Here is a 24,741-nt window from a genome sequence, read left to right as displayed (position 1 = left end):
TGTTACCACAAAGGTATATGTTATGCGGTATATCGCTGCGGTTCAGGCTGCAGCGCTTCCTTGGCCGGCTGCGGCTGGCCGCGCCCGGTGATCTTGCGCAACACCCACACGATGGCGCGGAACACGGCACGCACGAACACCAGGGTCAGCAGCGCCTCGATGACGGTCACGATCAGGGCCGGCGCCGTGCTCCAGCGCTCGGCGCGGCGCTGGTACTTGGCCTTGGCGCGGTCGGCCGCGATCTCGATGCTGTCGTAGAAGGTCGGGACCATCAGCAGGGTCAGCATGGTCGAGGTGATGGTGCCGCCGATGATGGCCACCGCCATCGGACGGTAGAACTCGCCGCCCTCGCCCAGGCCCAGGGCCACCGGCAGCATGCCGGCGATCAGGGCGAAGGTGGTCATCAGGATGGGACGCAAGCGCATGCGGCCGGCGTACATCAGCGCTTCCTCGCGGCCGTAGCCTTCCTCCTCACGCTTGCGGGCAGCGTCCAGCAGCAGGATGGCGTTCTTGGCCACCAGGCCCATCAGCATGATCACCCCGATCAGGCTCATCAGGTTGATGGTGCCGCCGGTCAGCAGCAGCGCCACCACCACGCCGATCAGGGACAGCGGCAGCGACAGCATCACCCCGCCCGGCGCCGTGAAGGAGCCGAACTGCATCACCAGGATCAAATACATCAGGCCGATGCCCGACACCAGGGCGATGCCCATTTCGCTGAACACTTCCTGCATGTCCTTGCCGGAGCCGCCCAGGGCCAGGCCGTAGCCCGGCGGGAAGTCGATGTTCTTGGCCAGCTTCATGGCGTCCGAGGTCACCTCGCCCGGCGAGCGGCCCTGTACGTTGGCCGACACGGAAATCACCCGTTTGCCATCCTTGTGCTTGATGCTGGACGGACCCTTGCCCATGGTGATGGTGGCGATCTGGTCCAGCGGCACCATCTTGCTGGTGCCGGACACGGCGATCGGCAGGCGCTCGATGTTCTCGGCCTTGGTGCGGTCTTCCGGGGCCAGGCGCACGGCCACGTCGCGGGTCTCGCCGGTGGGATCGACCCAGTCGCCCACCTCGATGCCGGCAAAGGCCACGCGCAGCGCGGTGGCGGCGTCGCCCGCGCCTATGCCCATGGAGTTGGCCAGGCCACGGTTGAGCTCGATCTGCAGCTCGTCCTTGGGGTCCTGCTCGGACAAGGTGACGTCCACCGCGCCCGGCACTTTCTTCAGCTCTTCCATGTAGCGGTTGGTCAGTTCCATCAGCTTGCGCGAATCCGGGCCGGTGAACTGTATCTGCACCGGCTTGCCGCCACCATTGTTGAGGTCGTCCAACACCGTGTACTCGGCGCCCACCAGGGTTTTCAGGCGCTCACGCAAATCCTTGGCCACTTCCGAGGCGGAGCGCTTGCGTTCCGTCTTCTTGCCGATCTTGACGTACACGCGGCCGCCCGACAGGTTGACGTAGGTGTTGGTTTCCTTGGTTTCCGGCAGCGAATGGGCCACCTCGGCGGCGCGCGACATCTTCAGGCGCGAGTATTCCAGGCTGCTGGAGGCCGGCACCCGCACGTCGATGGCGATGGTGCCGAAGTCGCTGGCCGGCACGAAGCTGGCGCCGCCGAACTTGGCCTGCAGGGCGATGGCGGCCACGAAGCTGAGCACGGCAATCACGGCCATGGAACGGCGGTGGTGCAAGGCCCAGGCAATCACGTTGCCGTAGCGGTCGGCCTGGCGGTCGAACCATTCGTTAAAGCGCTGCAGCACTTTCTCGAAGCCCTTGCGCGGCGCCGTGTGGTGGTCCGGCGGATCGCCCCAGAAGGCCGACAGCATGGGGTCCAGCGTGAACGAGATGAACAGCGACACGGCCACCGAGCAGGTCACGGTCAGCGCGAACGGACGGAACCATTCCCCGGTAATGCCGGGCATGAAGGCCACCGGGATGAACACGGCCATGATGGAGAAGGTGGTGGCGGCCACGGCCAGGCCGATCTCGGCCGTGCCATTGATGGCGGCGGTGCGGCGGTCGGCGCCCATCTGCATGTGGCGCACGATGTTTTCGCGCACCACGATGGCGTCGTCGATCAGCACGCCGATGGCCAGCGACAGGCCCAGCAGGGTCATGAAGTTCAGGGTGAAGCCGCACAGCCACACGCCAATGAAGGCGGCGATCACGGAGGTCGGCAGCGACAGCGCCGTGATCAGGGTCGAACGCCACGAGTTGAGGAAGGCGTACACCACGAAGATGGTCAGGCCGGCGCCCAGCACCAGGGCCTCGATCACATTGTTCAAGCTGTTCTGGGCATCCTCGCCGCCGTCGTCCGTGATTTCCAGCGAGGTGCCGGGCGGCAGGTCGGCCTTGATTTCCTTCAGGGCTTCGTGCACGCGCTTGGAGACGGTCACGGTGGACGCATCGCGCGAACGGGTGATGGAAATACCGACGTTGGGCTGGTTGGAGCGCATCGACAGGCTGTTGGTCTCGGCAAAGCCGTCCTGGATGGTGGCCACCTGCGACAGCCGTATCAGGTCGTCGCCATTGCGCTTGACCACCACCTGCTGGAAGTCCTCGGGACGCTCGATGCGGCCCACCAGGCGTATGCTTTTCTCATCCAGGTCGCCGCGCAGCTTGCCCACCGGGGCGTTGGTATTCTGCATGCGCAGGGCGTTGGTGACGTCGTTGACCGAGACGTTGTATTCGCGCAGCTTCTCGGCCTTGAGCAGCACCGACAGTTCGCGCTTGAGCGAACCGTCCACCGTCACCGTGGCCACGCCGTCGATGGCGCGGAAGCGGTCGGCCAGCTTGTCCTCGGCCAGGCGCGAAATCGCGGAATGGCTCTGGCTGGTGGACGACAGCGACAGCTGCATGATGGGCTGGGCCGCCGGGTCGATGCGCTGCAGGATAGGCTCGCGCATCTCGGTGGGCAGCTTGTAGCGCACCGAGGCGATGGCGTTACGGATATCGTCGGACGCTTCGATCAGGTTGCGGCTGAAGGTGAACTTCATGAAGATGGACGCCGAACCTTCGGAAGCCGTGCTGTTGAGCTCGGTCACGCCAGTGATGGACTGCAGCGATTTTTCCAGCCGGTTGACGATCTCGCGCTCCACGGTTTCCGGCGATGCGCCCGGATACGGGATGGACACCACGATGAAGGGCACTTCCACGTCCGGGTTCTGGTTGACGCGCAGCTTTTTCAGGGCCATCAGGCCCAGCGCCATCATGGCGATGATCAGCACGATCGTGGCGACCGGCCGCTTGATACTGAAATTGGACAGGAACATGGCTTAGTTTCCTTTGCTGACGGCGGGCGCGGTGCTGGCCGACGCGACGGTCCTGGTGCTGACCAGCTGGACCGGCTGGCCGTCGCGCACGGCCGAGCTGGGCGAACGCAGCAGGATGTCGCCGGCGGACAGGCCGCTGACCACCTGGCGCAGGCCGGTGCGCTCGTCGCGCGTGCCCAGGGTCAGGGGCGCCTTGCTCAGCACCCCGCCCTTGACGCGCCACACATAAGCGCTGTCGCCGGCCTGGACCACGGCCGAGGGCGGCACCATGAGGGCATTGCTGGTTTCCGCCTCGACCCGGCCTTCGGCGTACAGGCCGGCCACGCGCGGCTGGTTCTGGTCGGCAAACGACACCAGCACCTCGACCTGGCGCGTGATGGCGTTGGCGGCCGGATCGACGCGCTTGACCTTGCCGTTGAAATTCTGGCCAGGATAGCCGTTCACGCGGAACAGCACCGGCTGGCCGACCTTGACCACGCCGATCTTGTCGGCCGAGACCGTGCCTTCGAAGCGCATGCTGGTGGGGTCGATCACCTTGACCAGTTCCTTGCCGACCTGGGCCGTGTCGCCATTGGATACCTTGCGCTCGCTGACGATGCCGTCAAACGGGGCCCGCACCACGGTGCGGCCCAGCTGCTGGCGCGCCGAGGCCACCCGGGCGCGCGCGGCCACCAGCTCGCTCTGGGCATTGTTGCGGCGGATTTCAGTGTCTTCCAGGGCCTGGGTCGAGATCATGCCGGAGCTGCGCAGGGTTTTCTGGCGCTCGAACATGCGCTCGGCCTGCTCCAGGGTCTGGGCCGCGGCGCGCGCGGCCTCGTCGGCCGAGTTGACGCTGTCGCGGATCGAAGTTTCGTCCAGGCGCAGCAGCACATCGCCCTTCCTGACCTGCTCGCCATTCTCTTTCAGCACCTGCACGACCACGGCGGCCACCTCGGCGCGCAGGTCGGCGCGGCGCTCCGGCTGGATCGAGCCGGTGATGACGGGACCGGATGCCAGGGCGTTGCTTTCCACCGTCAGGGTGTCTTCGGGAGCCACTTTCAGGGTGACGAGCGGTTCCTGCTTTTTACCGTCCTTGCCGTCCTTGTCCGCCTGGGCGGTGGCGCTGGCGCTGGCGCTCCCTTTTTCAGGCTCTTTCACTGACTTGCCGCAAGCGACCAATGCGGTAGCGATGGCGAGGGCAAGTACGGTTTTGCGCAACATAGAGAATCTCCGGGTAGTGGTCGTAGTGCTGGATTTTTGGGTTTTACTATGGCCGCGAGTATCCGCAGCGCTTGACGGAGTGTCAATCAGCGGTGGAATGGATTGCTGGTTTTCGTGGCTGAATTGCTGAAATCGCGGATAGACGGCGTAGTTCAGGAATGAACTACTGTCCGGGTGCGCTGCATCGCGGACGGACGCAGCGGACAATCAGTTGTCCGCCGCCGGACGGCGGACGCCTGTTCAAGCGCGCGCGAACAGGTGGAACACCAGGTGGCCGATGGCGATGCCGGTGGCCAGGCCGCCGCAGATCTCGACCACCGTATGCCCCATGCGCTCGCGCAGCCAGCGGTGCTTCTGGTCGCCCTCGGCCAGGCGGTTGATGGCGGCGGCCTGCTTGCCCACGTGCTGGCGCAGGCTGTTGGCGTCGATCACCACGATGAAGCACAGCGCCACCGCCACACCGAAGGCCGGGTGGCCTATGCCCTCGCGCAGCGCGATCAGGGTGGCCATACTGGACACCACCGCGCTGTGGTTGCTGGGGAAGCCGCCGTTGCCCACCAGGTTGAAGGCCCACTTGCGCGCCTTGGCGCTGTTGATCAGGAACTTGATGGGGCCGACGGTGATCCAGGTCAGCAAGGGGGTGACGAGATAGGCGATGTCCATCTTGGGTATTTCCTTATGAAAAGTGGCGCAATTATGGCAGATGGGCACCATGCGGCGGTAGGGTCGGCTACAATCGCAGCCACCAACTTTACACAAAGACAAGCATGCAGCATTTCCGCGTTTCCTTCCTCGTCTCGCTCATACTCCTGGCACTGGCCGGCTGGTGGGGCTATAGCCACGGCGGCGGCGCCGGCCTGGCCTCGGCACTGTGGATCGCCGCCGTGCTGGGCGTGATGGAAGTCTCGCTCTCCTTCGACAACGCGGTGGTCAACGCCTCGGTGCTGCGCCACTGGGACGATTTCTGGCAAAAGCTGTTCCTGACGGTCGGCATCCTGGTGGCGGTGTTCGGCATGCGCCTGCTGTTTCCGCTGCTGATCGTCTCGGTGGCCACCGGCCAGGGCTTGCTGGACGTATGGCACATGGCCACTGCCAATCCGGCCGAGTACGCGCGCCACCTGACCGGCGCCCACGCCGAGGTGGCGGCATTCGGCGGCGCCTTCCTGCTGCTGGTCTTCCTGAACTTCCTGTTCGACGACGACAAGCATTTGCACTGGCTGGGCTGGCTGGAAAAAAAGGTCAACCAGCACGGCACGGAAAGCCTGGCCATCCTGCTGGCGCTGGGCGCGGTGTTCGCCTGCGTGGCCCTGGTGGAGCAGGCGGAGCAATATAAAGTGCTGGCGGCCGGCGTGGTGGGCGTCATCGTCTACCTGGCGGTGGGCTGGCTCAGCACCCTGCTGGAGGAAGACCCGCCGGACGACGACGAGGGTGACGACCTCACCGAGGCCGGCGTGGGCGGCGCCGTGGCCAAGGTGGCGCGCGGCAGCCTGGGCGGCTTCCTGTACCTGGAGGTGCTGGACGCCTCGTTCAGCTTTGACGGCGTGATCGGCGCCTTCGCCATCACCAGCGATGTGGTCATCATCATGCTGGGCCTGGCCATCGGCGCCATGTTCGTGCGTTCGCTGACCGTGTTCCTGGTGCACAAGGGCACGCTGGATGAATACGTCTACCTGGAGCACGGCGCCCACTACGCCATCGGCGTGCTGGCCATCATCATGCTGGCCAGCGTGCGCTACCACATCCCGGAATGGATTACCGGGCTGTCCGGGCTGGCCTTCATTTTGCTGTCGCTATGGTCGTCGGTTCGCAGCCGCCCGGCGTGATAAGATTGAAAATATTGTCCCTCTTTTGCCTTTATGACCCGCAACCGCGCCCTTGCCTACCTGTTCGGCCTGCTCATCGCCGCCGTGCTCCTGTTCGTGGCCTATACCTGGATCGTGCTGCACGTTTCCTATTCCGAGGGCGAACGGGCCGGCTTCCTGCAGAAATTCTCCAAGCGCGGCTGGGTCTGCAAGACCTGGGAGGGCGAAATCCTGCTGACCTCCATGCCGGGCGCAATCCCCGAAAAGTTCGAGTTCAGCGTGCGCGATGACGTCATCGCCAAGCAACTGTTCGAGGCCACCGGCAAGAAGGTCATCCTCAGCTATGAGCAGCACAAGGGCGTGCCCAGCCAGTGCTTCGGCGAAACCGAGTACTACGTCAGCAAGGTCAGCATACAACCTTGATCTGCATCAACATTGCCCACACGCTAACGCGGGGCGGCTTTCCATGGTTTCCGGTAAACTCGTTATTTTTGCCCAGAGCGACGGGCATTTATTTTCCGGAAATTCATCATGCGTCGCTCCCAACTCTTTATCGCCGCCATGCTCTCATGCGGCACCGCCCTGGCCCAAGACGTTTCCGCCCTCGGCGGCTTACTGAGCGTAAGCAATCCTGACAAGGAAAAAACCTTCAGCGCAGCCTTGAGCTACACCCACCCGGTGGGCGATTATGTCGGCCTGAGCCTGACCTACCTGAACGAAGGCCATCCCGACGACCACCACCGCGACGGCTTCGCGCCCCAGTTCTGGCTGCGCACGCACGACAAGCAGCGCGGCCTGACCTTGGGCGTCGGCGTTGGACAATATTTCTATTTCGACACCGCCTCCCTGCCGGGCGACAAATACACCAACGACCATGGCTGGGCCGGCATCTACAGCCTGCAAGCCACCTGGCACTTCGACAACCGCTGGTACGCCCAGGCCCAGCTGAACCGCATCCTGCCCGGCCACAAGGACAACAAGGACAGCACCACCTCGCTGATGGTGGGCGCCGGCTACCGCTTCGACGGCGTGCCGGGCGCCAAGCTGCACCTGCAAGGCCCCAGCACGGACGAGGCGTTGACGGTGCTGGCCGGCCAGGGCATCAGCAACAGCTTTTATTCGGAACGCTTCCGTACCGGCGGGCTGGAATACCGGCGCGCGGTGGGCAAATACGTGGACCTGACCCTGACCGCCCTCAACGAGGGCAATACCGCGCAAACCCAGCGCAATGGCGTGGCGGCCCAGCTGTGGCTGATCCGTTCGCTCAACACCAAGGTCGAGCTGGGCATGGGGGCGGGACCGTATTTCAACGCCACGGTGCCGGTGGCCGAGGGCCAGCGCTCGCACAAGGCGGGCCTGGTGACCATAGGCACGCGCTACCACTTCACCAAGCATGTGGTGGGGGAATTGATGTGGAACCGGGTGGTCAGCGATTACCACCGCGACGCCGACCTGCTGCTGGTCGGCCTCGGCTATACCTTCTAGGTCCGGGCGATCACGCCCGGTACGGCCTGCCGCTGCGGCACGTCACCGCTTTCGCGGCAACCGCCGTCGCTGCAGCCGCGCAGGCGGTTGCGATGGAATCAGGCCGCGCCGGATTGCCTGCGACGCTGGAGCCCCAGTGGCAGCGAGAAATGCTGCCCTTCACGTTGCCCACGTCGCTGCCGCGCAGGCGGCAGCCCATGCTGAGCTGAGCCGAGCTGAGCCGGGACGCGGCTGCCATCCTTACCGCGCGCGCCAGACACCGGCCGCCGGAGCCCCGGCGACGGGTTCCGCTGCCTTGATGGTCAGGCGGTCGATCACGTCCCGCGCAATCGAGGCCGACTGTTCGCGCTCCAGACGCGCCTTGGCGGCCGCGCGCGAGGCCAGCTCGGCCTGGGCATCATCCTTCTCGCAAGCCGCCTCTTCCACACGCACCTTGGCCTGCAGCGCTGCCAGGGCCTTCTGCGCCGCCGCGTGGCGCCGGGTTTCCAGTTCCAGCAGACGGGTCTTGGCTGCCGTCATCTCGGCCGTGGTTGCGGCCACCTTGCGCTGCATGGCGGCGTGGGCCTGGGCTGCTTCCATCAGGGATTGCTGGGCGGCGGCCTTGTCCACCATGGCCTGGGCGGCCTGCTGTTCGGCCAGGGCGCGCTGTTCGGCGGCGTCGGCGGCGGCCTGTTCGGCGTCCGCGCGGACACGGGCCTGCTCGGCGGCGTGCGCCTCCGCATCCAGGCGGCCGGCAATGGCCTTGGCCGCCCGCGCTTCGGACGCCGAGGCCAGGCGCTGCTGTTCGCGTTTTTGCTCGATCAGCGCCAGCGATTCGCGCTCGGCGGCGACGAATTCCTGCTCGGCCTGCAGCAGCGCCTCGGCGGCCACGGCCTTTTCCTGCTCGGCGCGGGCGCGCTCGGCCTGCACCGCACCCAGTTCGACCGCCAGGCGGGCTTGCGCGGCCAGCGCCTGGTTGGCGATTTCCTTTTGCTCAGCGTCGTGCGCCAGCTGGGCCGCCAGCTGGCTGGCCAGCTCGGCTTCCCTGGCCGCAGCGGCGGCCAGGCGCTGCTCCTGCTCCTGCTGCTGGCGCAGGGCCGCTGCCTGCGACTGCTCGGCCGCGGTACGGATGCGGGCCGCTTCGGCGGCGGCCTGCTCCAGTTCCAGCTTTTCCTTGAGCGCCGCGATGGCTTGCTGTTCGGCGGCCACGCGTGCCTGCTCGGCCCGCAGCAGCGCTTCGGCCTGTTCGGCCTTGTGCCGCGCCAGGTCGGCCGCCTGCCGCTCCACTTCCGCCTGGCGCGCCAGCGCCGCCACTTCCTGCTGCTCGGCCGCGTTGCGGCTGGCGGCCTGCTCGGCAGAGGCGCGCGCCAGGGCGGCGCGCTCATCGGCCAGGCGGGCTGCTTCCTGCTGCTGCTCGCTGTCGGCGCGGGCCGCCTCGGCGGCCGCCAGGTCGGCCGCCTGGCGCAGCCTGGCTTGTTCCAGCGCCGCGTGCTCGGCCTCCGTCCTGGCGTGGGTCTGCAATTCCGCCTCCTCCTCGGCCTGGACCCGGGCCAGGGCCACGGCGCGCAGCTGGCGGTCGGCTTCGATGCGCGCCTCGGTGGCCGCCAGGATGCGGGCGTCCGCTTCGCGCCGGGCCTGGGCGGCGGCGGCGGCCACCGCCTCCTGGCGCTCGCGGTGGATGGCAGCGTCGCGGATTTCCTTCTCGGTCTGCAGGCGCAAGTGCAGCGACTGCGCCGCGCTGCGCTCCGATTCGGCCTGGGCCAGGGCGATCTGTTCGCGCTCCTGCTCCAGGTGGGCCAGCGCGCGCGCCTCCTCCAGCGCGCGTACCTCGGCGGCGGCGCGCTTCAGGGCCGCTTCCAGCGCCACCTGGTCGGCGCGCTCGCGCTGCTTGGTCAGCTCCAGCGCCTCGGCTTCGGCCTCGGCCAGCTTTTGCGCGGTCAGGCGCGCGGCATAGGCCTGGCGTTCGCGCTCGCGCGCCATGGTTGCCATGCGGGCGTCGGCCGAGGCGATGCCGACTACCTCTTCCTTCGCGGCCTGCACGGCGGCCACGCGCTCGGCGGCCTGCATGCGGGCTTGTTCGGTTTCCGCTTCCAGTTCCTCGGCGGCGCGGGCGGCGCGCTCCGCCAGCTCTGACTCGGCAGCCATCTGCTCGCTGGCGCGCCGGCGATTTTCCTCCTCGGCCCTGGCGCGCTGCTCGGCAGCCAGGCGCACCTGGGTATCGGTTTCCACTCGGGCGCGCAGTTCGGCGGTTTCCTGCTTGACGGCGTCCAGGCGCGCCACGCTGGCCTGGGCGGCGGCGCGCAGCGATTCCAGCCGTTCACGGTTGGCGGCAATGGCCTGCTCCGCCACCTGGGCCTGCTGCAGGGCGGCGGCAGCGGCGGCCGCGTCCATGGCGGCGCGGTCCTCTGCCAGGGCGCGGGCGCGCGCTTCGGCGTGGGCCCGGCTCTCGGCCGCGCAAGCCGCCTTGGCCTCGGCTTCCACGCGGGCGATGGCTTCCTGGATGGCCTTCATCTCCATGGCGGCGCGCTCCGGTTTGGCGGGGACGGCAGTGGCTTCGTCTTCCGGCACGTCCAGCTGCGGCACGGCGTCGGCCGAGTAGGCTACGGTCAGGGTGGCGGGGGTGTCGCGCTGGGCCAGGTTTGCTTGCATGGGAGTTCTCGCTGTGGACGTATGCCTGGAGCATCCGGGAATTTGGGGAATCCAAATTATCAGCCAGCACATCATCCACATGAACGAGGAGTAGAAGGGAAATTACCCCCTACTTCTCCTCCTTCACGATGGAAACGCCGCCACAGCTCCCTTTAAGACTACCGGGAACCTCGAAAAACCTCGGTTTCTGAAAAGCACCCTCTGATGAATCAAGGACTTACAAGGTCATCGAAGATCAAAAAGTAGGTTTTTCGAGGCGCCATACCTATTCACAGTTCAAAATTTTAAAACTTTGATAAATTCGATTTGATATAGATCAAACCGTTTTAAATTAGTAGTCGAATAATAAAGTCTTCTAATGAAGAGATAACACCGCAATCACCTTGAGAATTATTTTCAGGACACATTTAATTATGAAAACATCCCTTTTTGCTATCGGGCTATTTGGATGCATATTGCAGCAGCTTGTTCTTGCGGCAAACCTGGCCGAAACCACAAACTGTATCCGAGATAATTACAGCAATACCACCTTTCCCGAGAGACTTCCGCCCGGCCCGCCTTTTAGAATCGTTCAAACTCAACATGGGATAACTAAAGTGAGTTTATTAGATGGTTATCGAATCCACTTTGATATAGAAAATAAATACCAAAATGCAGATATAAAGATTGAGCAATCCGATCCTGAAAAATTTCATCAAGACAAAATTAATATAAAGGCACAGTTTTATTTTATAAAAGAAAAAAATAAAAACAATATTGAAATAAATGAGATATCGAGAGACAACATCGATATCTTCAACATCTCGTTAAAGGAGGGAACCGGGTTAGGAAAAATCACTACCATCTTCTCCAACACTGAAAAAATAATTGCGACAATATATTTTTTCAGCTCAAAAAACTCGAATTCAGAAAAAACACAACTTTACTATGAAAATAGAATTACGGAAATTTCAATAAATTGCTTAACCAATTGATGAGTATATCATGTCTTTGATTACGTTAATCGGCATCGAACAACTCGTCGACGCACAAGTTGATCTAATATATGCAGAACAAGATTCTGGAATATCTTCTGGAAGTAGCGGTTGGGATCCGAACTGGGCGAACCCCAGCGGCCTTACTGGAGACTGGACACCAGAAATAACAACTGAAATCAACGCAGCAGTTGAGCTTACATTTGAGGCACTATTAAGCTCGCCTCAGGATTTCATAAAAGAAGTTAGCGAAGTCTACACCAATGCAGGAAAATTTTTTACGGGCGCACCCGGTAGTTTTTTTGATACAGGCGTTGATCCGGAAACAGGGCTGCGACCAGATGGTCGACTTGTTGGTAGCGGCTGCGGCGGAGAAAAAACCGATGCTTTCGTACCAGATTTTTTTGGCAAAGTCGATCTCAGACCATCTTGTACCAATCATGATACTCGCTGGGGAACACTCGGGTATTCAAAAGAGCTAGCCGATGCACAGTTGGGACAAGAAGTAACAGCAGCGCTCATAGCTGGAGGCTATAGTACAAGTATCGCGAATGCCGTGGGAAAAATCTATGAAGCTGGGGTAACAGTATTCGGAACCGAAGCCTATGCGCAAAAGCAAGCTGGAGCAGCTGCCGCAGCAGGAAGGAAATAAAAATGAAGATGCAGACGCCGGGTTTTCCAAAAGGCATCCGCGATCTAGTGGAAATTGAATTTCGTGGAGTGCACTTGACCTGGCTTTCCTGCCTGGCCCACATATTACGCTTTTGCGGCAGAGGAGTTAGCTTGGCAGATTTACTATCGCAAGCACCCATTCCAATGGGTGGCCCATCTCAACAGCAAGCGTTTAAAATTGCTCGGCAGCTAGGATTCGAAGTATGCTTGGCAGACCTCCATAAAGCCGCATGGCGCAACACACCTCATTCGTTCTTGATTGCGCAAAGAAAAAGTTCATACAGCTTTATAATCAGCGAGAAAATAAACAACAACTACAGACTGATACTCCCGGGATACCATGGGATGATCGTTATGACAGAAACCGAAATTAACCGCGACAACAAATTCATATGTTTACTAACATATAGAAGTAACGGAATTTTACCGAGGCAATACAAGCAGCATCAGAAATTATGGCTAATCCCGTGGGAAAAAGGATATCTTGGAAATTACGATGCCGCTCAAGTAGACGTCATACGAAGGGAACTTGAAACGCTACCATCTCCAAACTACTGCAAACCAAGCCTTGCAAGCTTTAGTGTCAAAGACCTTCTTCTAACACATAGTGCGCTATGTCCAAATCTTCCAAAACATTACGGCGTTTTTAGAAGAGTAAATCTAAAGCGAGAGGCAGATTTTGTAGACTTCAATCATATATTCCCAGCTTTAAGTAAACTCATCTCAGTGATAGAAAATACAAACGCAGCAAAAGCCAATAACCCAGTCAACTTCTCCGCAAAATTTTTTTGCGATTTTCTTACAATTCATCCATTCTTAAATGGGAACAGAAGAATCGCAATACTACTAATTTCCAATTACCTAAAAGAAATTGATTACACCATCAATTGGGAAGAGATTAGCCTGTCTGAGTTATACTATTGGACAAGACTGGCATCCAGAGGAAAAATATATACCTTAGAAAACGGCCTATTACGGGCTTTAAAAAAATAAATCATACTAGCTTGGACAACTTCGTATTTTCGCGGGAGGGTACTCCCTCCAAAACCATGGAGTTTTATCTCCATTTTTCTCGTAGACCCATATTTTATTATTTATCTTCATGACATAGGATGTCACATAACGAAGATTAGAAGTAACATCTGCCCATTCAACCATGAAACTCAGATGATCCACATCAGGATGTTTCCAGCAATAAATATAATGCACAACATACCGCCCTGGAGCATCATTGCGTACTGGCGGCAAATGCGGGGTCTCCATTGAATTCGGAAAGAGTTTATCAACATCGGAATCTTTCGATTTAATCGAGACTCGTCTTATGGTTTTAACGAAATTTACTACAGAAGGCACTGCAAAATTTATAGTAGATGCAAGATCGCGCTCATCATTAGCTACAAAAATCTTGTTTTTGATATCCATGTCCGGGGGACTAACAATCAGTCCATTGCGCTCAGCAAGCGAGTCCGCTGCAGCAGCGTCGCTTAATTGAACAAAGCCAAGAACCGCTGTAAAGAAATAAATTGCGACAGACATAATTTCCCCGCGAAGGTAGATTTATATTAGATTTTCATAACACTACTCCTTGGACATCGGAATGTCATACTACGTTCCCTTCTGACGGATCAGGGTTCGCATCCAATAATGCTTTTACACCGGCCACAGCGGCGGCTCATCCATCAGCGCGATCTGCTCGCGCAGTTCCAGGATGCGGTCCTGCCAGTAGCGCTGCGTGTTGAACCAAGGGAAAGCCACCGGGAAGGCGGGATCATCCCAGCGCCGCGCCAGCCAGGCCGAATAATGGATCAGGCGCAGGGTGCGCAGCGCTTCCACCAGGTACAGCTGGCGCGGTTCGAACTCGCGGAAATCCTCGTAGCCGGCCAGGATGTCGCCCAGCTGGCGCACCTGCTCGGCGCGCTCGCCGGACAGCATCATCCACAAGTCCTGGATGGCCGGGCCCATGCGGCTGTCGTCGAAGTCCACGAAGTGCGGTCCGGCGTCGGTCCACAGCACGTTGCCGCCGTGGCAATCGCCGTGCAGGCGCAGCTGGGGCAATTCCCCGGCCCGCTCATAGCAGCGCTGGACGCCGTCCAGCGCCTGGTCCAGCACGCTGCGGTAGGCTGCCTGCAATTCAGGCGGGATAAAGCCGTTGTCCAGCAAATAGGCGCGCGGCTCGGCGCCGAAGCTGGCGATGTCCAGGCTGGGCCGTTCCAGGAAGGGCTTGCGGGCGCCGACCTCGTGGATGCGGGCGATGAAGCGGCCGGTCCATTCCAGCACGGCCGGATCGCCCAGTTCGGGGGCGCGGCCGCCGTGGCGCGGGAACACGGCAAAGCGGAAACTGGCGAAGTGATGCAGGGTGCTGCCGCCCAGCGCCAGCGGCGGCACCACCGGGATTTCCTGTTCGGCCAGCTCGGCCGTGAAGGCGTGCTCCTCCAGGATGGCGGCGTCGCTCCAGCGTCCTGGCCGGTAGAACTTGGCCACCAGCGGCGCACCGTCTTCGATGCCGACCTGGTAGACGCGGTTCTCGTAGCTGTTCAGGGCCAGCAGGCGGCCGTCGCCGTACAGGCCTATGCTGGCCAGGGCGTCCAGCACGCAGTCCGGCCCGAGTTCGGAATAGGGATGGGGAGTAGTCATAGCCTGCATTGTACGGGACGGCGTATACTGTCGCCTTCAACCTTAGACAGAACAGAGCAAGATATGCAACTCGACCAGCCCTTGAGCGACAAAGAATTCGACGACCTCGACAGTTTCCTGCTGTCCGAGCGCAGCCCGGAAGACGCCATGACCATGGATACCCTGCACGGGTACCTGACCGCCATCGCCATCGGCCCCGAGCCCATCACCCCGGCCGAGTGGCTGCCGCGCGTCTGGGGCCAGGACGGCAAGCAGGCGCCGCAGTTCAAGAATCCCAAGGAAGAGGAGCGCATCGTCAACCTCATCATGCGCTTCATGAACGAGGTGCTGGTGACCTTCGAGGTGGCGCCCAAGGAATTCGAACCCCTGTTCGTCGAGCACGAACACGAGGGCCAGACCCTGATCAACGCCGAAGCCTGGTGCTGGGGCTTCTGGGAAGGCATGGAATTGCGTCCCGGTTCCTGGGACGCGATCTGGGATTCCGAAGTCGCCGACCTGATGCGCCCGATCTACCTGCTGGGCGCCGACGAGATCGAACAAGAGGAACTGCCGCTGGTGGAGGACCCGGTGCTGGCACACAAGCTGGGCCTGGAGCTGGAAGCCAACCTGCCCGCCATCTACAAGTGGTGGGTGCCGCGCCGCAAATCGCCGGTCAGCACTGTGACCCGCGAGGAACCCAAGGTTGGCCGCAACGACGACTGCCCCTGCGGCAGCGGCAAGAAGTACAAGAAATGCCACGGCGCCGAGCCCAAGGCTGAATAATCGGCAGCCAGCGTTTGGCGACGGCGCACCCGTGAGCGCCGCGCTATGGCGAGGGAGGCATGCAGGAGGCGGGCATCCCACGTAGAATCTAGGCAATAATTTTTGGAATGCCTATGTTCGCCCTGCCCTTCAAGCTGCCCACCACCGCCACCGCCCCGTTCTGCCCGTCCGAAGTGGCGGGCAGCGTCACCGTTCCACCCGGCCTGCCGCTGTGGAAAAAGATACTGCGTTTTGCCGGCCCTGGCCTGCTGGTCTCGGTCGGCTACATGGATCCGGGCAACTGGGCCACGGCCATCCAGGGCGGATCGCAGTTCGGCTACCAGCTGCTGTTCGTGGTGGTGCTGTCCAGCCTGGCGGCCATCGTGCTGCAGTGCTTGAGCATGCGGCTGGGCATCGTCACCGGCAAGGACCTGGCCGTGCACTGCCGCGAGCAGTATTCGCCGGCCGCCGCAAAGACGTTGTGGGGCTTCGCGGAAATCTCCATCATCGCCTGCGACCTGGCCGAGGTGCTGGGATGCGCGCTGGCCTTCAAGCTGCTGCTGGGCGTGTCGCTGCCGGTGGGCGTGGCCCTGACCGCGCTCGACACCCTGATCGTGCTAGGCCTCAAGGGCAAGGGCTTCCGCCAGATCGAGGCCATCGTGCTGGGGCTGATCATCACGGTGGGCGTCTGCCTGTTTGCCGAGCTGGTCTTCATCAAACCGGACTGGCACGCGGTGGCGGCCGGCCTGGTGCCCTCGGTATCCGCCCTCTCCAGCCGCGAGCCGCTGTACCTGGCGATCGGCATCCTGGGCGCCACCGTCATGCCGCACAACCTGTATCTGCATTCGTCCGTGGTGCAGACCCGCGTGGTGCGGCGCGATGAGCAGCACAAGCGCGAGGCGATAGGCCTGTCGCGCATCGACACCATCGTCTCCCTGCTGCTGGCGCTGCTGGTGAACGGCGCGATCCTGGTGCTGGCGGCGGCCGCCTTCCACCAGCCCGGCAATACCCGCGTGCTGGACATCGATGACGCCTACCATTTGCTCGACCCGATTGCCGGCACCGCGCTGGCCGGCATCCTGTTCGGACTGGCCCTGTTCGCCTCCGGCCAAAGCTCCACCTTCACAGGCACCATTGCCGGCCAGGTCATCATGGAAGGCTTTTTGAAGCTGAAGATACCGTGCTGGCAGCGCCGCTTCCTGACCCGTGCGCTGGCCCTGGTGCCGGCCATGATAGGCGTGCTGACGCTGGGCGAGCACTCGGTGGGCAAGCTGCTGGTGCTGAGCCAGGTGGTGCTCAGCCTGCAGCTGCCCTTCGCCATGTATCCGCTGGTCAGCCTGACCGGCAAGCGCGCCATCATGGGCGTGTTCGTCAACGCCTGGTGGACCGCGCTGGCGGGCTGGTTCCTGTTTGCCGTGATCTCGGCCGCCAATATCTGGCTGGTCTGGCAGGCGTTTACCGGTTAGCGGCTGGCGGCTGCTGGCTGGCGGCCGGGGTCTGGATGAAACGCACCGTTTCATCCAGGGTGGGCGCCAGCCAGCGCGCCGGGGCGGCCAGCGACACCACCAGGGTCACGTGGCTGACGCTGTCGTAGTAATGCTCCTGCACCGGCACCTGCTGCGCGCGCAGCAGCCTGGCCAGCTGGCCCGTGTTGCGCGACGGTTCCACCAGCTTGTCGCCGCGGGCGGCGATCAGCAGCGCCGGCGGCGCGCCCACGTGCGCGTGGTGGATGGGCTGCGAATCGGGCGGCGTGTCGGGATGGTGAAATACCGGCTTGACGTCCGGGTTCTCGATGGGCAGGAAATCGTAGGGGCCGGCCAGGCCTATCCAGCCGCTCAGCATGCGCGGCGACAGGCCCTGGCGCGCCAGCCAGCGGCCATCCAGCGCCAGCATGGCAGCGTTGTAGGCGCCCGAGCTGTGCCCCATCAGATAAAGGCGCTGCGGATCGCCGCCATAGCGGGCGATTTCGCGCCGGGTCCAGGCCACGGCCATGGCGCCATCGTCGAGGAAATCGGGATAGCTGACTTCGGGATACAGGCGGTAATCGGCAATCACAGCCACGATGCCGCGCGAGGCCAGCGCGCGGCCGACAAAGGCGTAGTCGCCGCGCTCGCCCTTGCGCCAGGTGCCGCCGTAGAAGAACACGACGACCGGCGCCTGCCCTTGCGCCTGCGGCGGGCGGTAGACATCGAGCCGGTGGCGCGCCGCCGGGCCATAGGACAGGCCAGCGGAGACTTCGGTATCGCCGCGCGGCGACAGCGCATTGAGGGTGCCCAGCGGCGAGCACGCCGCCAGGCCCAGCAGCAGCGGCACGGCCGCCAGGGTGATCAGGGAAATTCGCATGGTCGATTCAGTCCGTTTGTTCAGGACAAGTGTAAATCGACCTACAGCCGCCGTGCCGCACGGCTGGGTTCCCCCCAGCCCGTGTCAACCCGGGCCGGGCCAGGCGCCGCAACGACGCCATGCCAGTGTTGGCGCGGGCTGCCTGCCCGTTTCAACACGGTCAGGGCGAGGCGCGGCGCCGAAGACAGTGCACACGCACGGCAAGGCGCCGCAACGACGCCATGGCCGTGTTGAAGCGGGCTGTCAGAGCTTGATGAAGTGCTCGCGGTAGTACTTCAGCTCCTCGATGGACTCGACGATGTCGGCCAGCGCCGTGTGCATCTGGTGCTTCTTGAAGCCGCCCACCACCTCGGGTTTCCAGCGCTTGCACAGTTCCTTCAGCGTGGACACGTCGATGTTGCGATAATGGAAATACGCCTCCAGCTTGGGCATGTAGCGCACCATGAAACGGCGGTCCTGGCCGATGGTGTTGCCGCACATGGGCGCCTTGCCTTTCGGTACCCATTGCTTCATGAAGGCGATGAAGGCTTCCTCGGCCTCGGCTTCGGTCACGGTCGAGGCCTTGACCTTGTCGATCAGGCCGGAACGGCCATGGGTACCCTTGTTCCAGGCATCCATCTTGTCCAGGGTTTCATCGCTCTGGTGGATGACCAGCACCGGGCCTTCAGCCAGCACGTTCAGGTGCATGTCGGTGACGATCATGGCAACTTCGATAATACGGTCGGTGTCCGGCTCCAGGCCGGTCATTTCCATATCGACCCAGACCAGGTTCATCTCGTTCTGGCGCGGGGTGATGGGCGCTGCGGCGGGATCGGTGGGGAAGTCGTTCGCTTGTGACATAATTCTCTCTTGGCCTAATCAATCCGCCATTTTCTCACAGGCATAGAATGTATTCATACGCGTTTTCGATTTTGTTTGTTGCTTTCATCCTCATGACGCTGGTCGTGCGTTTCTGGCTGGCGTCGCGCCAGATCCGCCACGTACTGCGCCACCGCAACGCCGTCCCGCTCGAATTCGCTGAAAAAATCCCGCTGTCCGCCCACCAGAAGGCGGCTGACTATACGGTGGCGCGCGTCAAGCTGGGCTTGGTCGCCCTGCTGGCCAATACCGGACTGCTGGTCGGCCTCACCCTGCTGGGCGGACTGGACGCGCTGTCGGTCGCCATCTACGGCCAGACCGGCCCCGGCATGGCCTACCAGCTGGCCCTGCTGGCGGCTTACGCCGTCATTTCCGGCGCGGTCGACCTGCCGTTCGACTACTATAAACAATTCCACCTGGAGCAGCGCTACGGCTTCAACAAGATGAGCCGCGGCCTGTTCTTTGCCGACATCGCCAAGGGCACGGCGCTGGGCGCCGCCATCGGCCTGCCGCTGGTATGGGTGGTGCTGGCCCTGATGGATAAGGCCGGCGCCCTGTGGTGGCTGTACGCCTGGCTGGTGTGGAGCGGCTTCCAGCTGCTGATGATGGTGCTGTACCCGACCGTGATCGCGCCCCTGTTCAACAAGTTCTCGCCACTGGAGGATATGTCGCTCAAGGACCGCATCGAAGGCCTGATGGCGCGCGTGGGCTTCGCCTCCAAGGGATTGTTCGTCATGGACGGCTCCAAACGCAGCGCGCACGGCAACGCCTATTTCTCCGGCTTTGGCGCCAACAAGCGCATCGTGTTTTTCGACACCCTGCTGTCGCGCCTGGCGCCGCACGAGATCGAGGCAGTGCTGGCGCACGAACTGGGCCACTTCAAGCTCAAGCACATCGTCAAGCGCATCGCCGTCATGTTCGCCCTGTCGCTGGGCTTTTTGGCGCTGCTGGGCTACCTCAAGACCCAGACCTGGTTCTATACCGGCCTGGGCGTCAACCCCATGCTGCCGGGCCAGGCCCCGGACGCCATGGCCCTGCTGCTGTTCATGCTGGTCCTGCCCGTGTTCACCTTCCTGTTCGGGCCGCTGGCCTCGCTCAGCTCGCGCAAGCACGAATTCGAGGCCGACGCCTTCGCCGCCCGCCACACCGATGCGCGCGACCTGGTCTCGGCCCTGGTCAAGATGTACGAGGATAACGCCGCCACCCTGACGCCGGACCCGCTGCACTCGGCCTTTTACGATACGCATCCGCCGGCCAGCGTGCGCATCCGCCACCTCAACCTGGCGCTGCAATGAGCCGCCGCCCTGCCCCGGCCCGCAGCGCCAGCGCGGAACAACTGAGCGCCGTGGTGATTGCCGCCCACGGCCGCCACTACCTGGCCCAGGCCGACGACGGCCGCAAGCTGCAATGCGTCACGCGCGGCAAGAAGACCAATGTGGCGGTGGGCGACATCGTGCAACTGACCCTGACCTCGCCCGACCAGGCCGTGGTCGACGACATCGCCGAGCGCAAGACCCTGCTGTACCGCTCCGACCAGTACAAGTCCAAGCTGCTGGCCGCCAACCTGGACCAGCTGTTCATCGTGGTCGCCACCGAGCCGGGCTTCGCCGACGACCTGGTCTCGCGCGCCCTGGTGGCGGCCGAGGCGGCCGGCATCCAGGCCCACCTGATCCTCAACAAGGTGGATGTGGCCGACTCGCTGGACAAGACCCGGGCCCGCGTCGCCCCTTACGCGGCGCTGGGCTATGCGGTGCATGAAGTGTCGGCCAAGGCCGCGCCGGAGCAGGCCGTGGCCACGCTGGCGCCGCTGCTGGCCGGGAAGTCGTCCATCCTGATCGGCCAGTCCGGCATGGGCAAGTCCTCCCTGATCAACCTGCTGGTGCCGGAGGCCGACATCGCCACCCGCGAAATCTCCGCCGCGCTGGACACCGGCAAGCACACCACCACCTTCACCCGGCTGTACCGCCTGCCGGGCATGGGGCCGGGCTCCTGCATCATCGATTCGCCCGGCTTCCAGGAATTCGGCCTGTACCACCTGAGCGAAGGCATGCTGGAGCGCGCTTTCGTGGAATTCGCGCCCTATCTGGGCCACTGCCGCTTCTACAACTGCCGCCATCTGAGCGAGCCGCAGTGCGCCGTGCTGCAGGCGGTCGAGGAAGGCAAGATAGCGCCCATGCGCCAGCAACTGTACGCCCAGCTGCTGCACGAGTCATCGCAAACACTGTATTGAGCCACAAACCATAGACCTTCAAGCGGCTGCACTTGAACCGGAAACCAGGATGGAATTATTTGCAGTCAACTCCGAAGTAGCACAATGGGAAGCGGCGCTGGCGCCGCTGCGCGGACCGGCCCGGCTGTCGGTGCTCCTGCCTTTGGCCTGGCATCTGCGCCAGCGCGACACGGCGCGCGCCTGCCGGCTGGCCGACGAAGCCGGACAGCTGCTGACGGCCGCCGGCTTCAGCGACGAACGCCGGCTGCGCATGGCGGCGCGCCTGCAGCTGGTGCACGCCACGGCGGCCTGGCTGGCCGGCCAGCTGGAACGCGCCGCACAGCTGGCCACCGACGCGTTCGACGTCCTGTGCGGCCAGGGTGTTCATAGCGGCTGCGCCGACGCCCACTGGCTGCTGGCCTGGATCGCCATCGACCGCGGCGACCACGAAGGCTGCGACCGAGAACTGCGCGCCATGGCCGCCATCGCCCGCGAGGGCGGCGACGGACAGCGCGCCACCATTGCCGAGGCGGTGCAGGCGCGTTTCGCCGTGCTGCGCGATCCGGCGACGGCCAGCGCGCAGTGGGGCAACCGGTTCGGCACCGGCGCCGGGCGGCATCCCGGCGTGACGGTGTGGATCAACGACTTCCTGGCCCTGGCCGCCTCCCTGGGCGGCGACATCAGCAGCGCCGCCGGCCACTACCTGGCGGCGCACGAGGCGGCGCTGGAGACCGGACAGCTGCGCGCCGCCGTCACCGTCGCCACCAACATGGGCGAAAGCTTCGCCATGCTCAACGCGCACGACGCCGCACTGGAATGGATGCAGTCGGCCCTGCTGCTGGCGCGCCGCGCCGGCTGGCCGCCAACGCTCGGCGTGAGCCTGACCCAGACCGCCGACGCCCAGCGCCGCCTGGGCCGCCACGACGCCGCCGAGGAATTGCTGCAGGAAGCGCTGGCCATCCTGGCGCCGCTGCCGGGCGGGCGCGCCTACGCCATGGCGCTGTACTGCCTGGGCGACCTGTCGCTCGACCGCGGCCTTCACCAGCGCGCGCTGGACGCCTTCCTGCGCCTGCAGGAGCGCGCCGACGCCCTGCGCCAGTCCGACCTGCAGGCCGTGGCCCAGCGCGGCCGGGCCCACGCCCTGTGCCTGCTGGACCGGCCGCACCAGGCGCTGCAGGCCGCCACCCTGGCGGCGCACCTGGCCGCCCAGGCCAGCGCCGTGCTCCACGTCGCCGCCCTGCGGGTGCTGGCCCTGGTGCACGACCGCCACCCGCTGCCGCCGCCGCCCGCCATGACGGCCCACAGCGCCACCCTGCACTACCTGCAGCAGGCGCTGGCGGTGGCCGCCACCATCAAGGACTACACGGCGCCGCCCGAGCTGTTCGACGCCCTGGCCCAGGAATATGCGCGCCTGGGCGACCATGCGCTGGCCTACGCCACCGCCCGCCGCGCGGCCGCCGCCCGGGCCGCCACCCACAGCCAGGAAGCCACCAGCCGCGCCGTCGCCATGCAAGTGCACCATCGCAGCGAACGGGCGCGCGCCGAGGGCCAGCACCACCGCGAACTGGCGGCCGCCGAGGCGCGCCGCGCCGCCGTGCTGCAGCAGACCAGCGACACCTTGCAGCACCTGTCGGCCATCGGCCAGGAAATCACCGCGCACCTGGACGCCGCCGCCGTGTTCGGCACGCTGGACCGCCATGTGCATGCGCTGCTGCCGGCCGACACCTTTGCCATCTACCTGTGCGACAACCGGGGCGGCCCGCTGGTGCGCGCCTTCGGCGTGGAGGACGGCAAGCCGCTGGCGGCCAACACCATCGCACTCGACCATCCGCACGCGCATGCGGCGCGCTGCCTGAGCCAGCGGCGCGAGATCGTGGTCGAACATGCGCCCGGCGACACGGTGCGCCCCATCACGCCGCAATCGCTGCCCAGCATGAGCGCCCTGTTCGTGCCGCTGCTGGCCGGCGAGCGCGCGCTGGGCGTGATGACGGTGCAATCCATGCGCCTGCAGGCCTATGGCGAGCGCGAACGGCTGATCTTCCGCACCCTGTGCGCCTACGGCGCCATTGCGCTCGACAACGCCGACGCCTACCGCCAGCTCAAGGATGCCCAAACCCAGCTGGTGGCGCAGGAAAAGCTGGCCGCACTGGGCGCGCTGATGGCGGGCGTGGCGCACGAACTGAACACCCCGATCGGCAACAGCCTGCTGATCGCCAGCACCCTGCTGGAAAAGACCGAGGCCCTGCAGGCGCGCCTGAACGGCCCCGGCCTGCGCCGCTCGGAGCTGGCAGCCTATGTGGAGGACGCCGCCACCGCCTCGGGGCTGGTGATGCGCGGCCTGCACAGCGCAGCCGAACTGGTCAACAGCTTCAAGCAGGTTGCCATGGACCGCACCACCGAGCAGCGCCGCGTGTACAACCTGCGCCAGGTGGCGCACGAAGTGATCGCCACCATGATGAACCGGGTGCGCGCCGGCGGCCACCAGATCGATGCCGAACTGCCCGACAGCCTGCTGCTGGACGGCTACCCCGGCCCCTTCGGCCAGGTGCTGGCCAACTTCATCAACAACGCCCTGCTGCACGCCTTCGACCGCGATAGCGCCGGCCGCATGCGGCTGACGGCGGAGCCGGCCGGACCGGAGCGCATCCGCGTAGTGTTCACCGACAACGGCCGCGGCATCGCGCCCGAACACCTGTCGCGCATCTTCGATCCCTTCTTCACCACCAAGCTGGGCCAGGGCGGCAGCGGACTGGGACTGTCGATCAGCTACAACATCGTGACTGCCCTGCTGGGCGGGCAGATCAGCGTCGACAGCGGCCCGCAGGGCACCCGCTTCACCCTGGAGCTGCCGCTGTCGGCGCCGCGCCACGAGGTCCCGGCCAGCCAGATCTATCACTGAAGCGCCCAGGCGGCAGAATCTGCCGTTATTGGCCTGTCAAGCCGAATTCCATTTATAATTGATCGGCTCAGCCCTGCGCTTTCATCAGTTGCAATTATGTCTACCCAAAAACCGATCAAACACTATTTGCAGTTTTCCGACTTCACGCTGGACGAATACGAGTACGTAATTGAGCGCGCGCACCTGATCAAGCGAAAATTCAAGAATTACGAGATCTACCACCCGCTGGTGGACCGCACCCTGGTCATGGTGTTCGAGAAAAACTCCACCCGTACCCGCCTCTCCTTCGAGGCCGGCATGCACCAGCTGGGCGGCGCCGCCATCTACCTGAACACGCGCGACTCGCAGCTGGGACGCGGCGAACCGATCGAGGACGCCGGTCAGGTCATGAGCCGCATGTGCGACATCATCATGGTGCGCACCTTCGGCCAGGAGATCATCGAGCGCTTCGCCGCCTATTCGCGGGTGCCGGTGATCAACGGCCTGACCAACGAGCACCATCCCTGCCAGGTGCTGGCCGACATCTTCACCTACTACGAGCACCGCGGTCCCATCACCGGCAAGACCGTGGCCTGGGTGGGCGACGCCAACAACATGCTGTACTCCTGGCTGCAGGCGGCCGAGGTGTTCGGCTTCCATCTGAACGTGTCCACCCCCAAGGGCTACGACATGGACATGTCGCTGGTCTCGACCGACCGCTACACCTTCTTCGCCAACCCGTCCGACGCCTGCGCCGGCGCGCACCTGGTCAACACCGACGTCTGGACCAGCATGGGCTACGAAGAAGAAAACGCGGCGCGCCTGAAAGCCTTCGACGGCTGGATCGTGGACAGCGCCAAGATGGCGCGCGCCGCACCCGACGCCCTGTTCATGCACTGCCTGCCGGCCCACCGCGGCGAGGAAGTCTCGGCCGAGGTCATCGATGGCCCGCAGTCGGTGGTCTGGGACGAGGCCGAGAACCGCCTGCACGTGCAGAAGGCGCTGATCGAGTACCTGCTGCTCGGCCGCCTCGATAAAGAATAAACACCTCAAC

Annotated in this window: 20 protein-coding genes; 12 read left to right on the top strand and 8 right to left on the bottom strand. The window is 63.6% G+C overall.

What is annotated here, in order from left to right; all coding sequences use genetic code 11:
* Positions 1–20 precede the first annotated feature (20 nt).
* The 3 genes from ACLB1G_RS19795 to ACLB1G_RS19785 all read right to left on the bottom strand — a co-directional run bounded on the left by ACLB1G_RS19795 (position 21) and on the right by ACLB1G_RS19785 (position 5,126).
* A complete protein-coding gene (locus ACLB1G_RS19795; RefSeq protein WP_491628958.1) occupies positions 21–3,263 on the bottom strand; it encodes an efflux RND transporter permease subunit in 3,243 nt (1,080 codons plus the stop codon).
* Positions 3,264–3,266: 3 nt separating this feature from the next.
* Positions 3,267–4,463: an efflux RND transporter periplasmic adaptor subunit gene (locus ACLB1G_RS19790; RefSeq protein WP_491628957.1), complete on the bottom strand. Its 1,197-nt coding sequence runs from the start codon at positions 4,461–4,463 to the stop codon at positions 3,267–3,269.
* 240 nt (positions 4,464–4,703) lie between these two features.
* Positions 4,704–5,126, bottom strand: a complete 423-nt coding sequence (locus ACLB1G_RS19785; RefSeq protein WP_491628956.1) for a divergent PAP2 family protein — start codon at positions 5,124–5,126, stop codon at positions 4,704–4,706.
* 104 nt (positions 5,127–5,230) lie between these two features.
* Here ACLB1G_RS19785 and ACLB1G_RS19780 point away from each other — a divergent pair, with 104 nt between their 5' ends.
* The 3 genes from ACLB1G_RS19780 to ACLB1G_RS19770 all read left to right on the top strand — a co-directional run bounded on the left by ACLB1G_RS19780 (position 5,231) and on the right by ACLB1G_RS19770 (position 7,750).
* Positions 5,231–6,286 (top strand): DUF475 domain-containing protein, encoded by a 1,056-nt coding sequence (locus ACLB1G_RS19780; RefSeq protein ID WP_491628955.1) that lies wholly within the window; start codon positions 5,231–5,233, stop codon positions 6,284–6,286.
* 33 nt (positions 6,287–6,319) lie between these two features.
* Positions 6,320–6,688 (top strand): DUF8785 domain-containing protein, encoded by a 369-nt coding sequence (locus ACLB1G_RS19775; RefSeq protein WP_491628954.1) that lies wholly within the window; start codon positions 6,320–6,322, stop codon positions 6,686–6,688.
* Positions 6,689–6,925: 237 nt separating this feature from the next.
* On the top strand, positions 6,926–7,750 hold the full coding sequence (locus ACLB1G_RS19770; protein ID WP_491628953.1) for a hypothetical protein: 825 nt from the start codon (positions 6,926–6,928) through the stop codon (positions 7,748–7,750).
* 240 nt (positions 7,751–7,990) lie between these two features.
* On the opposite strand, the gene ACLB1G_RS19765 is transcribed toward ACLB1G_RS19770, so the two are convergent.
* Complete coding sequence (locus tag ACLB1G_RS19765) at positions 7,991–10,378, bottom strand: hypothetical protein (protein WP_491628952.1); 2,388 nt, start codon at positions 10,376–10,378, stop codon at positions 7,991–7,993.
* Between the two features lie 413 nt (positions 10,379–10,791).
* Between ACLB1G_RS19765 and ACLB1G_RS19760 the strand changes: the two genes are divergently transcribed.
* From ACLB1G_RS19760 to ACLB1G_RS19750, 3 genes are read left to right on the top strand one after another with little or no spacing between them, the layout of a single operon-like run.
* Positions 10,792–11,352 (top strand): hypothetical protein, encoded by a 561-nt coding sequence (locus ACLB1G_RS19760; RefSeq protein WP_491628951.1) that lies wholly within the window; start codon positions 10,792–10,794, stop codon positions 11,350–11,352.
* A 10-nt stretch (positions 11,353–11,362) separates the two neighbouring features.
* Positions 11,363–12,004 (top strand): hypothetical protein, encoded by a 642-nt coding sequence (locus ACLB1G_RS19755; protein WP_491628950.1) that lies wholly within the window; start codon positions 11,363–11,365, stop codon positions 12,002–12,004.
* A 2-nt stretch (positions 12,005–12,006) separates the two neighbouring features.
* Positions 12,007–13,017: a Fic family protein gene (locus ACLB1G_RS19750; protein WP_491628949.1), complete on the top strand. Its 1,011-nt coding sequence runs from the start codon at positions 12,007–12,009 to the stop codon at positions 13,015–13,017.
* A 6-nt stretch (positions 13,018–13,023) separates the two neighbouring features.
* Here ACLB1G_RS19750 and ACLB1G_RS19745 read toward each other — a convergent pair whose 3' ends face one another.
* Positions 13,024–13,560 carry a hypothetical protein gene (locus ACLB1G_RS19745; RefSeq protein ID WP_491628948.1) on the bottom strand — a complete coding sequence of 179 codons (537 nt, stop codon included), beginning with the start codon at positions 13,558–13,560 and terminating at the stop codon, positions 13,024–13,026.
* Positions 13,561–13,674: 114 nt separating this feature from the next.
* Positions 13,675–14,667: a serine/threonine protein kinase gene (locus tag ACLB1G_RS19740; RefSeq protein WP_491628947.1), complete on the bottom strand. Its 993-nt coding sequence runs from the start codon at positions 14,665–14,667 to the stop codon at positions 13,675–13,677.
* A 54-nt stretch (positions 14,668–14,721) separates the two neighbouring features.
* Here ACLB1G_RS19740 and ACLB1G_RS19735 point away from each other — a divergent pair, with 54 nt between their 5' ends.
* Positions 14,722–15,420, top strand: coding sequence for a UPF0149 family protein (locus ACLB1G_RS19735; RefSeq protein ID WP_491628946.1), 699 nt, complete (start codon positions 14,722–14,724; stop codon positions 15,418–15,420).
* A 113-nt stretch (positions 15,421–15,533) separates the two neighbouring features.
* Entirely contained in the window at positions 15,534–16,865 is a 1,332-nt protein-coding gene (locus ACLB1G_RS19730; protein WP_491629212.1) for an Nramp family divalent metal transporter, read from the top strand.
* On the opposite strand, the gene ACLB1G_RS19725 is transcribed toward ACLB1G_RS19730, so the two are convergent.
* Positions 16,855–17,742, bottom strand: coding sequence for an alpha/beta hydrolase (locus tag ACLB1G_RS19725; protein WP_491628945.1), 888 nt, complete (start codon positions 17,740–17,742; stop codon positions 16,855–16,857). The genes ACLB1G_RS19730 and ACLB1G_RS19725 overlap by 11 nt on opposite strands.
* A gap of 243 nt (positions 17,743–17,985) precedes the next feature.
* On the bottom strand, positions 17,986–18,582 hold the full coding sequence (gene orn / locus ACLB1G_RS19720) for an oligoribonuclease (RefSeq protein WP_491628944.1): 597 nt from the start codon (positions 18,580–18,582) through the stop codon (positions 17,986–17,988).
* A 47-nt stretch (positions 18,583–18,629) separates the two neighbouring features.
* Here orn and ACLB1G_RS19715 point away from each other — a divergent pair, with 47 nt between their 5' ends.
* From ACLB1G_RS19715 to argF, 4 genes are all read left to right on the top strand, one after another.
* Positions 18,630–19,895, top strand: a complete 1,266-nt coding sequence (locus ACLB1G_RS19715; protein WP_491628943.1) for a M48 family metallopeptidase — start codon at positions 18,630–18,632, stop codon at positions 19,893–19,895.
* Positions 19,892–20,830, top strand: coding sequence for a ribosome small subunit-dependent GTPase A (rsgA, locus tag ACLB1G_RS19710; protein WP_491628942.1), 939 nt, complete (start codon positions 19,892–19,894; stop codon positions 20,828–20,830). Before ACLB1G_RS19715 ends, rsgA begins: the two co-directional genes overlap by 4 nt.
* Before the next feature lie 49 nt (positions 20,831–20,879).
* Positions 20,880–23,708, top strand: coding sequence for an ATP-binding protein (locus ACLB1G_RS19705; RefSeq protein ID WP_491628941.1), 2,829 nt, complete (start codon positions 20,880–20,882; stop codon positions 23,706–23,708).
* Positions 23,709–23,804: 96 nt separating this feature from the next.
* Positions 23,805–24,731, top strand: a complete 927-nt coding sequence (argF, locus tag ACLB1G_RS19700) for an ornithine carbamoyltransferase (protein WP_491628940.1) — start codon at positions 23,805–23,807, stop codon at positions 24,729–24,731.
* Positions 24,732–24,741 lie beyond the last annotated feature (10 nt).

The sequence above is a fragment of the Duganella kummerowiae genome, from assembly GCF_053572355.1.
Note: the sequence above shows the minus strand (reverse complement) of the source record. Positions and strands in the feature narration are given on the sequence as shown.